This window comes from Aquisalimonas sp. (assembly GCF_007120195.1).
Taxonomy (GTDB): Bacteria; Pseudomonadota; Gammaproteobacteria; order Nitrococcales; family Aquisalimonadaceae; genus Aquisalimonas.
In genome coordinates, this window is the sequence record NZ_SKOG01000186.1 from 1 (window position 1) to 10,467 (window position 10,467).

The 10,467-nt window shown below is 62.9% G+C and carries 11 protein-coding genes; 6 read left to right on the top strand and 5 right to left on the bottom strand.

What is annotated here, in order from left to right:
* Positions 1-67 precede the first annotated feature (67 nt).
* Positions 68-1,525, bottom strand: coding sequence for an amidase (locus QZT63_RS13470; protein WP_290651988.1), 1,458 nt, complete (start codon positions 1,523-1,525; stop codon positions 68-70).
* Between the two features lie 90 nt (positions 1,526-1,615).
* On the opposite strand from QZT63_RS13470, the gene QZT63_RS13475 reads away from it, so the two are divergent.
* The 5 genes from QZT63_RS13475 (at position 1,616) to QZT63_RS13495 (ending at position 5,506) form a co-directional block, all read left to right on the top strand.
* Entirely contained in the window at positions 1,616-2,161 is a 546-nt protein-coding gene (locus QZT63_RS13475; protein WP_290651990.1) for a hypothetical protein, read from the top strand.
* Positions 2,161-2,661: a hypothetical protein gene (locus tag QZT63_RS13480; RefSeq protein WP_290652006.1), complete on the top strand. Its 501-nt coding sequence runs from the start codon at positions 2,161-2,163 to the stop codon at positions 2,659-2,661. The genes QZT63_RS13475 and QZT63_RS13480 overlap by 1 nt, the downstream gene beginning before the upstream one ends.
* On the top strand, positions 2,658-3,998 hold the full coding sequence (locus QZT63_RS13485) for an MATE family efflux transporter (RefSeq protein WP_290651991.1): 1,341 nt from the start codon (positions 2,658-2,660) through the stop codon (positions 3,996-3,998). Before QZT63_RS13480 ends, QZT63_RS13485 begins: the two co-directional genes overlap by 4 nt.
* Before the next feature lie 86 nt (positions 3,999-4,084).
* The gene (locus QZT63_RS13490) at positions 4,085-4,483 is read left to right on the top strand and encodes a hypothetical protein (protein WP_290651992.1); all 399 of its coding nucleotides are present in this window, start codon (positions 4,085-4,087) and stop codon (positions 4,481-4,483) included.
* A 243-nt stretch (positions 4,484-4,726) separates the two neighbouring features.
* Positions 4,727-5,506, top strand: coding sequence for a ferredoxin--NADP reductase (locus QZT63_RS13495; RefSeq protein ID WP_290651994.1), 780 nt, complete (start codon positions 4,727-4,729; stop codon positions 5,504-5,506).
* Between the two features lie 30 nt (positions 5,507-5,536).
* On the opposite strand, the gene QZT63_RS13500 is transcribed toward QZT63_RS13495, so the two are convergent.
* The gene (locus tag QZT63_RS13500; protein ID WP_290651996.1) at positions 5,537-6,124 is read right to left on the bottom strand and encodes a TetR/AcrR family transcriptional regulator; all 588 of its coding nucleotides are present in this window, start codon (positions 6,122-6,124) and stop codon (positions 5,537-5,539) included.
* A gap of 189 nt (positions 6,125-6,313) precedes the next feature.
* On the bottom strand, positions 6,314-6,517 hold the full coding sequence (locus QZT63_RS13505) for a cold-shock protein (protein ID WP_290651998.1): 204 nt from the start codon (positions 6,515-6,517) through the stop codon (positions 6,314-6,316).
* A 338-nt stretch (positions 6,518-6,855) separates the two neighbouring features.
* On the opposite strand from QZT63_RS13505, the gene QZT63_RS13510 reads away from it, so the two are divergent.
* On the top strand, positions 6,856-8,346 hold the full coding sequence (locus tag QZT63_RS13510) for a 1-acyl-sn-glycerol-3-phosphate acyltransferase (protein ID WP_290652000.1): 1,491 nt from the start codon (positions 6,856-6,858) through the stop codon (positions 8,344-8,346).
* 32 nt (positions 8,347-8,378) lie between these two features.
* Here QZT63_RS13510 and QZT63_RS13515 read toward each other — a convergent pair whose 3' ends face one another.
* Together QZT63_RS13515 and QZT63_RS13520 are read right to left on the bottom strand one after the other, a co-directional pair.
* Positions 8,379-9,692, bottom strand: coding sequence for a TRAP transporter large permease subunit (locus tag QZT63_RS13515; protein ID WP_290652002.1), 1,314 nt, complete (start codon positions 9,690-9,692; stop codon positions 8,379-8,381).
* Complete coding sequence (locus QZT63_RS13520) at positions 9,689-10,243, bottom strand: TRAP transporter small permease subunit (RefSeq protein ID WP_290652004.1); 555 nt, start codon at positions 10,241-10,243, stop codon at positions 9,689-9,691. The genes QZT63_RS13515 and QZT63_RS13520 overlap by 4 nt, the downstream gene beginning before the upstream one ends.
* Positions 10,244-10,467: the final 224 nt, after the last annotated feature.

The window sequence follows — 10,467 nt, forward strand, 5'->3', positions numbered from 1 at the left end:
GGAGGCGCAACGCCGCCAGGGGCCGTCAGGGCCGCGACAATCGTAACGTTATTTGCGGGACAGGACACTAGTACCCCGGCGGAACCACGAAACCACCGGTCAACGCTTCCACATGGCGGGCGAAGGCGAGGCTGGTGTAATCCTCGAGATACGGACCGATGATCTGCACCCCGACCGGAAGCCCAGAGGCTGTGTGGCCGACCGGAACCACCGTGGAGGGCAGGTAAACCACGCCCGCGAGACCCGCCCAGGCCAGCACATCCATGTACGGACGGTCGACGCCGTTGACGGCGAGGCGGCGTTCGGCCATGGGCTGGCTGTGGTCATGGGGGAACGGCGGGGTGTGAATGGCCGGCGCAAGCACCACATCGATGCCGCGAAAGAATGCCTCCCAGGCCTTGCGCATCTGGAGTCTTTTTTCATGGGTCCGCAGCCACTGCCCGTGGCGCTGGATGGCGCCACGGGCAAAGCGCATGGGGTAGCTGGTGTCCTGCAACCCGGCCAGCTCCGCCTTATCGAGCATGGTATTGAACACTTTCTCCGGCAACCCACCGCTCATGGTCGCCGTCAGCAGCTGATAGTAGGTCTCGTGGGAGCTGGCCAGGTCAATACCCTGCGGCCGGGACTGGTCGTCCACCTGAACCCCGGCGGTCCGCAGCCGCCCCACCAAACCCTCCAGTATGGACACGACTTCGGCATCCACCGGGCAGCCCGGGTCGTCCAACCAGGCAGCCACGCGGAAATCCGTGAGCCGCCGCCACCGTGCCGGCGGCAGCCGCAGCTGCCAGCCGACGGCTTGCTCGGGCTCCGGCCCGGCCAGCAGGCCCATGGCGAGTTGCAGATCGTCCACTGTTCGGGCCAACGGCCCGGCAACACTGATATCCGTGCGGGAGAGCGAGCCTGGGGACCCCGGGATATGCCCCCGGGAGGAAATCACCCCGTAGCTGGATTTGTGCCCGCACACGCCGCAGAAGCTCGCCGGAGTGCGGATGGAGCCGCCGATGTCGCTGCCCAGTTCCAGGGATGTCATGCCGGCAGCGAGCGCAGCAGCGGATCCCCCCGAAGACCCGCCCGGAGTCCGCGCCAAATCCCACGGGTTATTCGTCGTACCGTAGATCGCATTGTAGGACTGCAAATCGCCGGCGAACAACGGCACGTTGGTCTTGCCGTAAATCACCACTCCGGCGTCCAACAGCCGCTGGACGGCGGCGGCATTGACCTCGGACCAGTGATCCCGCAGCGCAGGGGCGCCCGCTGTCGTCGGCATCCCTTCGACTTCATAGGTTTCCTTGACGGTCATGGGTATGCCGTGCAAAGGCCCCCAGGACTCCCCGCGGGCCCGCGCGGCGTCGGCCTCCCGGGCACGGCGACGGGCGGCGTCGAGATCGGTGGTCACCACGGCGTTGAGCGCGGCGTTATGCCGCTCCATGCGCCCAAGGAAATGCTCGAGCATCGCCTCCGCGCTGAGCTCTCCCTCGCGGATCATGAGGGCCAGACGGGCCGTGGAACGATAGGCAAGATCCATCGTTACTCCTCCTTGACACCTGGGCACCGAAGGCAACCTCAGGAGATAGCTTGTAGACTGTGCCATTTGCCAACGTTCCTGCAAGGTGCCATGCCGCCAGTCGCAAGCAAACGGTCACCGCCTTGGCGCCGACTCGACGGCACGACAGTATTCTTTGTTCTGCTCGCCGTCGGTGCCGGGAGTGCGACCTGGTGGTTGCAAGGTCCGGACGCCTTTACGGCCACGCTGATTGGGGCCTTGGGCCTGCTGCTATGGATCACGCCGGTCCTGGTGGGCGCCCTGCTCGTCGGTGCCTACGTGCAGCGCCTGATCCCCCGCACCGCCATGGCACGCTGGCTGGGCGGCAACAGCGGAGTGCTGGGGCTCAGTGTGGCCACCATTGCAGGGGCAATCACCCCCGGTGGCCCGTTCGCCGCGTTTCCGCTCGTCGTGGCGCTGTATCGCGCCGGCGCCTCCGTTGAAGTCTGTGTGGCCTATGTGACGGCCTGGTCGGTACTGGGCCTGAACCGCGCGCTGGTGTGGGAACTCCCGTTTCTCGGCGTCGACTTCGTCGCTCTACGGTTGCTCATCTCCCTGCCGCTGCCCTTTCTCGCCGGCTTTGCCGCGCTAGTGATACTGCGGTGGATCCGGCCGTGATGACGCTCGTCGCCTACGGCACCATTGGTCTCCTTCTGGCGGCCACGGTGTTCGCCGCCCACCGGCGGGGCGACGTCCGCCACGCGGACGCCGTGCACGAGGGCTGGCAGCAACTCCAGCCCCTGCTGCTGCGCCTGCCCCCGGCGCTGATCGCCGGGGTCTTCCTGGCGTCGCTGGTCCCTGAGGAGCAGGTCGTCGCAGTGCTCGGAGAAGCCTCCGGCGCCCGCGGCATCCTGCTGGCGACGCTCATTGGCAGTATCATGCCGGGGGGACCCATGATCGTCTTCCCACTGGCCCTGGCGTTAATCGAGGTGGGCATCGGCCTGGCGCAGATGATCACGCTGATCACGGCGTGGTCCGTACTCGCGCTCCATCGGGTGATCGTCTTCGAGGCGCCGATGATGGGCTGGCGGTTCGTCGCCGTCCGTTTGCTGGCCAGCCTCCCGGTCCCGCTGGCGGCGGGGTTTCTCACGGAAGCCGTTCTCGCGGCAACGCGATGACCACCGAGGACCTCACCCGCAACGGTCTCAGGCGCACGCTGTTCAGTATGACCTGGCCCATGCTCTTCGGCGTCGTCTCCCTGCTTGGCTTTCAGCTGGTGGACAGCGCCTTTATCGGCCAGCTCGGTGTGGAGCCCCTGGCCGCTCTGGGCTTCACCCTGCCCATGCAGCAGCTCATAATCGGCTTTCAGGTCGGGCTTGGCATTGCAACGACGGCGATCATTGCCCGCACGCTGGGCAGCGGGGACACCACCCTCGCGCACCGGCTGGGGGGTCTGGTGGTCCTCTCCGGGGCACTCGCTGTCGCCCTGCTCTGCCTGCTGCTGTGGACCCTGCGCGAGCCGTTGGTGACGCTCCTGGGGGCCGAGCGGGAGCTACTGCCGTTAATCAGGGCATTCTGGATTCCGTGGCTATTGAGCGCATGGTGCGGCGCGATCCTATACTTGGGCTACAGCGTCATGCGCGCGCACGGGGATACCCGCGTCCCCGGGCTATGGATGGTTCTCACCAGCCTGGTCAATCTGGCACTGGACCCCCTGTACATCTTCGTCTTCGGCTGGGGGCTCCCCGGGGCGGCATGGGCCACGGTGACGGCGTTCACCGTCGGCATCGCGGCCATATACCCGGCACTGGTAAGGCGGGGTCTGCTGCACTTTGATTTGCTCAGCATCAATCCGGTGCCGGCGCTCCGACAATTGGCAGGCATTACCGGCCCGGCGATGCTCAGCCAGCTGATGCCACCAATCTCGGCCATGCTCGCCACGGCCCTGGTGGCCGGATTCGGATCAAGTGCCGTCGCCGCCTGGGGGCTCGGGACGCGGCTCGAGTTCTTTTCTATCGTCGTGGCCCTGGCGCTGACCATGTCACTCCCCCCGATGGTCGGGCGCTTTCTGGGTGCCGGGGAGCTCGGGCATGTCCGGACACTCGTGCGCATCGCCGTGCGTTTTGTCCTCGCCTGGCAGCTCGCCCTCGCCGTGCTCTGGCTGGCGCTCTCGGGTCTACTCCCCCGCCTGCTGACGCAGGATGCCACGGTCGCCGAGACGTTAGAGGACTACCTGTTGCGTGTTCCCCTGAGCTACGGCGCGCTTGGCGTGTGCATGCTCATGGTCTCGGTCTGCAATGCCCTGGGCCTGCCCATGCGGGCGCTAACCATCTCCCTGGTGCGGCTTTTCATCTGCTACCTGCCCCTGCTCTGGGCGGGCGCATGGTTGATGGGGCTAAACGGTCTCTTCACCGGCGCTCTGCTCGGCAATATCGCCGCGGGCATGGTGGCGTGGTCCTTGTATCGCAAGGGGATGTCGGCGCTGGAACAGCGCACTGCCGCCGCGGCTGGGTGAGGCTGCCGCCGGGGGTTGGGCGATACGGGTGGCATGCGGCATTATAGAGGGTTACCGTTCAGTTCAGCTGTCGCAGGAGAGATCAAATGAATGAGAGCAGTCAAATGCCCGATATGTCCCTGGACACCAGCGCTCTGGTGCAGGAGGAAACGTTCACGGATGGCCGGGTTGGCGCGATCCGCCGGATGATTCCGGTGATGACCGATGGCACCCGCGATGAATCACGCCCGGTGACCTACAGTGGCCAGACCCAGGTCATGACCCAGGGCGGCGCGTTGCCGCTGTCTTTCGAGATCGATGCAGATAGCCTGGAGGTTGCCGTGGAACGATTCGCGGAGACCGCCAACCAGGCGCTTGAGGAGATGATTCGCCGCGTCGAGGAAATGCAACGCGAACAGGCGACCTCGATTGTGACCCCAGGTCAGGGTGGCATGGGAAGCGGTCCCGGCACGGGCGGTCCCGGTGGCGGCATCCAGTTCCGCTAACTCCCCATGGCCCGGCAACCGGTCCTGGCGCACCGGGCAAAAGGCCGTATATGTCCAAATGGGTTATAGCTTATTCGAATAACCCATTTCACAGATATTCTCTCTGTCCCTAAGCTACGGGTGCAAGGAAGTGAACACCCGGACAGGGACGGGTTGACCAGAGGAGCTGCGTAGGTTCGTGCAAACAGCCTCATCGGACCTGTCAATGAGTTTGGTGCAATCCGACCAGGGGGAACTGGCAACATGAGCAACATGGCGACCGAACGCGTGATCAGCGTCCATCATTGGAACGATACGCTGTTCAGCTTTCGTACCACCCGCGACCCGTCCCTGCGCTTCGAAAACGGGCAGTTCGTCATGATCGGATTGCAAGACCAGGGCGGTAAGAAGGTCATGCGGGCCTACAGCATCGCCAGCCCCAACTATGAGGATCACCTTGAGTTCTTCAGCATTAAGGTGCCGGACGGCCCCCTGACGTCGCGCCTGCAGCACCTGAAGGAAGGCGATGAGGTGGTCACCAGCCGTAAACCCACTGGGACACTGCTGCTCAGTGACCTGCTGCCCGGCAAGAACCTGTACCTGTTCAGCACCGGCACGGGCTTGGCGCCGTTTCTAAGCGTCATCCAGGACCCGGATGCTTACGAACGGTTCGAGAACATCGTTCTGGTCCACGGGGTGCGGTACAGGAACGAACTCGCGTACCAGGATTTAATTCAGCGCGAGCTGGTTGATAACGAGTACTTTGGCGAAATGATTCGCGAGAAACTCATCTACTATCCCACCGTGACGCGAGAGGCGTTTCACAATCAGGGGCGCATTACCAAGCTGGTGGAATCGGGACAACTGTTCGAGGACATTGGCCTGCCGCCGCTTGACCCGAAACGCGACCGCGCCATGATCTGCGGCAGCCCCGCGATGCTCGATGACATCGGTAACATGCTCCGGGAACGCGGCTTCAAGCCGTCGCCACGCATCGGCGTCGCCGGGGATTACGTGATTGAGCGTGCCTTCGTCGAGAAATAACCATCTGGCTCAGCGCTGAACTGCTCGCTGTTAATCCAGCGCCGCCAAAAGCAGTTCCAGGGCGTCATTAATCGACGCCGATGAGTCATCCGCCTTGACCAGCGTGCGCAAGCCACCCATCGCCGCAACCAGATAGGCAGCCAGACGATCAGGATCATGGATGCGGGCGACGCTGCCATCGGCCTGTCCACGGCGAATGGCCTCCGCGAAGATATCGCGGAACGCCGAGAGCCCTGCACGAACGTGCCGGCTGACTTCCGCATCGCGGTGCCCGAACTCGTTGGCGGTGTTGAGCACCAAACAACCACGCGGTCCTCCCGGTACTTGCTGCTCTGCGACCGCACGGCGCATGGACTGTTCGATGAACGCCCGACCAGACGGCGCCTCTTCAAGCCGCCGGATCATCTCCGCAGCCACGCTCTCGCGGTAGCAAACCAGGCAGCGGGAGAATAGCTGGTGTTTGCCGCCGAACGTCTGATACAGACTACTGCGGGACAGGCGTGTAGCCGCCAGAAGTTCCTGTAGGGAGGCACCCTCATAACCGCGCGACCAGAATACGTCAATGGCGCGGTTCAGGGCAGTCGGTGGATCGAACTGCCGTGGACGGCCTGCGGGCATGGTTTTTCTCCGTTCATCGCCGGGCTCAGCATGGACAGGCATCGTCTAAGGATAACGCCAGTCACCGGCCACACCCAAGTGCAGTTAAAGCAACACAGGGGTCAGAACGAAACAAACCCCGTCGAAACGGGGTTGCTATCATGCATGCGTGAGACGACGGGCACCGCTCACGCATTCATCCGAAGTGGTTCAAATCGCGGTGACGTTCGCCGCAGCAAGACCCTTGGGGGTGTTCTGTGTTTCAAACTCAACCTGCTGCCCCTCGGCCAAGCTCTTAAAGCCAGCACCGTTGATGGCGGAGTGATGCACAAACACATCCTTGCCACCGTCCTCGGGCGTAATGAAACCAAAGCCCTTGGCGTCGTCGAACCACTTAACAGTTCCGGTCATCATCGTTACATTTCCTCATGGATCATTTTCTATAGTAGTGCAGGTTGAGCTGAACAACGCACGGAGTGACGACCAAGTAGGGCGGGACTGCCGAAGGTACTCAAGCTGAACACTGCGTTGCAGACGATACATGATCTCACCGCCCGCGGCCAGCTTTTTCCATCATGTCCGTACCCGACTGATTTTCGCCAGGCCGGATGTCGTGTATTCATCACCTGCGCGGCCGCGTCTGCCCGGGCTCACGCATCACGACAGCCCGCGCCGGCATGTGACAGGCTTGAGCCGGCATGATACACCCTGAAGACACTCCGAGCGCATGACCCAGGGATGAGAGCCCGCGAATGACAGAACCGGTGGAAGTCCCCTACTGGCTACTCCTGGCCATGCTTGTCGTCACGCTGTGGGCGGTGCTGGCCAGGCTGCTCATTCCCACGGTTCGGTGGTTCTTCCGGCGTCGTTTGAGTGGGTTGATCGAGGAGGTGAATCGGCGGCTGCACCTGAAGTTGCCCACCTTCAGCCTGACAAAGCGCGAGGTCCTGATAGATCGGCTCGCCTATGACCCGCGCGTCCTCGCTGCGGTACGCACCTATTGCGAATACAACGGCACACCCTGGGCGGTCGCGCTGCGCCGCGTGGAAACATACGCACGGGAGATCGTTCCCGCGTTTAACGCCTACGTCTATTTTCGTCTTGGCAACCGTCTGGCAAGGGCAATCGTGCGGCGATTTTATCAAGTGCGTTTGGCCTACCGGGATGAAACCGACCTGACGGGAATGGATGCGGACGCCAGCGTCGTCTTTGTGATGAATCACCGCAGCAACATGGACTACGTCCTGGTGGCCTACCTTGCCGAGGATCACACGGCCTTGTCCTACGCTGTGGGCGAATGGGCGCGGGTCTGGCCCCTGGAGCCGCTGGTGCGTGCCATGGGTGCCTACTTCGTTCGACGGAACTCGCAGAACGCGCTCTATCGGCGTGTACTGGAGCGTTACGTGCAGATGGCCGTGGACGGCGGCGTGGTTCAGGCCGTTTTCCCGGAGGGGGGGCTCAGCCGCGACGGCGCGTTTCGGCAACCCCACGCCGGTCTGTTGGACTACATGCTTCGGGATTTCAACCCCGAGGGAGAGCGCGACATCCTGTTTGTCCCCGTCGGGCTGAACTACGACCGGGTGCTGGAAGATCGCACCCTGCTGGCCGAAGCGCACGGGCGCACCATGCGCCGCTCCACCGTGCGTGCAATGGGCCAGGGCCTGATGGTGCTGGTTCGCAACTTGGGTAACCGCCTGCGCGGGCGCCAGGACACCATGGGTTATGCCGCCGCGGGGTTCGGGGCGCCGGTGTCCGCACGCCGCTGGTGCCAACATCAGGGTGTGGACCCCCGTCACGTGTCATCACGCGATCGACTCCGTCTCAGCCGGGATTTTGCCTCCCACTTGATGCAATGCATCGGCGAGGCCACGCCCATCTTGCCGGTGCCGTTACTGTCCTGGCTTCTGCTCCTCGAGCCGGAGCGGCGCTGGACGCGGGCGGAACTGGAAGCGGCCTACCAGGCGATTATCCTTCGGCTCGATGAGCAGCCGGATGGTCCGTACATCCCGCTCCGTGATGCGGGGCAAGCGCTGGATCTGGCCGTTGCCATTATGCAAGAGCGAAAGGCGCTGATCCCCCGACAAGACGGCACCTTGACCGCCATGACCGAAGAGTTGCAATTGTTACGCTACTACGCCAATGGAATCACCCACCTGGTCGAGCCTCTCCTGCGCGCACCGTCATGCGCCGCGACGGGCCAGGCGTCGGCGCAAGCGTCGGACGCCGCGACTCAGCCTCGATAAGGGCGACGCACCTGCTTGCTCGAGCAGGGTTATCAAAACCCCAGAATGTTAGGCAACCACAGGGCGATGGCGGGGAACATGATCACCAGTACCAGGCCGAACAACTCCACCCCGGTGTAGGGAATCACCGACTTGTAGATATCTCCCATCGTCACACCGGGCGGCGCCACGCCCTTTAGGTAGAACAGGTTGAAGCCAAAGGGCGGGGTCATGTAGCCGATTTCCATCATGATGATGAACAGGATCCCGAACCACACCGGATCGAAACCAAAGCCGGTCACGATGGGCATGAACACCGGCAGGGTAATAAGCATGATTCCCAGCGGATCCAGCACCATGGCCATGAGGAAGATGATTAAAAGTATGGCGATCAACGCGCCCCACTCACCGCCGGGGATCGACATCATGAACTCGAGGATCATCGGCTGTGCGCCCATGGAGTTATACGCCGTGCTGAAGGCATGGGCGGCAAACAGAATCCACATGATCATGCCCGTAAGGCGCAGCGTACGCACGCAGGACTCCTGGATGATTGCCCAGGTAAAGCGGCGATAGACGATCGATGAGACCAGCGCGCCAAACACGCCGATCGCCGCTGCCTCCGTGGCCGTGGCGACACCCGACAGGATGGACCCCAGCACGATCACAACGATGAACATCGGCAGCAACACGGAGCGTAGCGCGATGAACTTCTCCCGCAGCGTGCCGCGCTCACCAGGCGGTAGCGCCGGGCCCAGATGGGGCTGGAAATAGCAGCGAATACCGATATACAGGGAGACCAGGACCATCAGCAGCAGCCCCGGCACAATCCCGGCAGCAAACAAGGCCCCGACAGAGACGCCAGTAATCAGAGCATACAGAATCATAATGATGCTCGGCGGGATGAGTATCCCCCACCCACCACCGGCGTTGATCGCCCCCAGTGCCATTTCCTTGTCGTACTTGCGCTCGAGCATGTTCGGCAGGGCAATCGTCCCCATGCTGGTGACCGCCGCCCCGCTGATCCCACACATGGCGGCGAAAATAGCGCAGATGCCGACCGTGCCGATGGCGAGCCCACCACGCACACCGCCCCACCAAAGGTGCATCATGTGATAGAGGTCGCGCGCCACGCCGGATCGCTCCAGCAGCATCGCCATGAAGATGAACAATGGAATCGCGATGAGCGTGAAGCTGTTCATGGTGCTCCACATATTGGAAGCCACCATGTAGAAGGCGTCAGGGCCCCAGTCGAAATACAGGAACACCACCGACACCCCGCCAAGCACGAATGCCAGCGGCACACCGAGGAAGAGGAAAAACAGCAGCGAACCGAAAAACAGCAGCGTGATGACCTCGACGCTCATAGCTGATCCTCCGCTGCATGGCTCTCCCGAACCACTGGTTCGGCGCCTTCAAGGTTAAGCAGAATCAAGATATCCTGGATCAGCTTGACGATGCCCTGCAGCAGGAGCAGCCCGGCGCCGACGGGAATGGCTACCTTGACTGGCCATACCGGCGCGTCCCACGCAGAGCGGGAGGACTCCCACCGGCTGACGGAGTCTTCTGCCATGCTGTAGCCCTCGGTGAGCAAGACGAGCACGAAGGCGAAGAACAAAAACGAGGTAAAGATATCCACGGCGGCGCGCACCCGCCGGGGGAAGCGCGCATAGAAGATATCCACGTTGGCATGCGCGCCCTGCGTCATGATGTAGGCGCCGGCCAATATGGCGTAAGCACCGAACAGCATCTGCGTCAGCTCACCCGTCCAGACGGTCGGCGCACCGAGGACGTAGCGCATGTTCACTTCCAGAAACAGCAAAGCGAACATCACCAGGACGAGGTAGGCCAATAGGGTGCGCCCGACCCACTCATTGGCATAAGTGACACCGCGTAGCAGCATGCGCAGGGCGGTCATAGGGACTCCGTGAGGCAGCGGTTACGGTTGAAGAGCCGACGTCCCGGCCCGGAACCCTCGGGGCCGAAAGGTAGCAACCGGCAAAACTGACCTGCTGGCGGCCCGGTGGACGCCGGGCCGCCTCGGAATTACGCGTCGTCGAGGTGACCCAGATCGACGAGCAGCTCACGCATCATTTCCACGGCTTCCGCCGCCTTGTCACTCTCTTCAGCCTGGCTCTCCCA

Excerpts from the sequence above, each read along its gene's own strand:
- QZT63_RS13470 (WP_290651988.1), bottom strand. The coding sequence starts at position 1,525 with ATGGATCTTGCCTATCGTTCCACGGCCCGTCTGGCCCTCATGATCCGC.
- QZT63_RS13475 (WP_290651990.1), top strand. The coding sequence starts at position 1,616 with ATGCCGCCAGTCGCAAGCAAACGGTCACCGCCTTGGCGCCGACTCGAC.
- QZT63_RS13480 (WP_290652006.1), top strand. The coding sequence starts at position 2,161 with ATGACGCTCGTCGCCTACGGCACCATTGGTCTCCTTCTGGCGGCCACG.
- QZT63_RS13485 (WP_290651991.1), top strand. The coding sequence starts at position 2,658 with ATGACCACCGAGGACCTCACCCGCAACGGTCTCAGGCGCACGCTGTTC.
- QZT63_RS13490 (WP_290651992.1), top strand. The coding sequence starts at position 4,085 with ATGAATGAGAGCAGTCAAATGCCCGATATGTCCCTGGACACCAGCGCT.
- QZT63_RS13495 (WP_290651994.1), top strand. The coding sequence starts at position 4,727 with ATGAGCAACATGGCGACCGAACGCGTGATCAGCGTCCATCATTGGAAC.
- QZT63_RS13500 (WP_290651996.1), bottom strand. The coding sequence starts at position 6,124 with ATGCCCGCAGGCCGTCCACGGCAGTTCGATCCACCGACTGCCCTGAAC.
- QZT63_RS13505 (WP_290651998.1), bottom strand. The coding sequence starts at position 6,517 with ATGATGACCGGAACTGTTAAGTGGTTCGACGACGCCAAGGGCTTTGGT.
- QZT63_RS13510 (WP_290652000.1), top strand. The coding sequence starts at position 6,856 with ATGACAGAACCGGTGGAAGTCCCCTACTGGCTACTCCTGGCCATGCTT.
- QZT63_RS13515 (WP_290652002.1), bottom strand. The coding sequence starts at position 9,692 with ATGAGCGTCGAGGTCATCACGCTGCTGTTTTTCGGTTCGCTGCTGTTT.
- QZT63_RS13520 (WP_290652004.1), bottom strand. The coding sequence starts at position 10,243 with ATGACCGCCCTGCGCATGCTGCTACGCGGTGTCACTTATGCCAATGAG.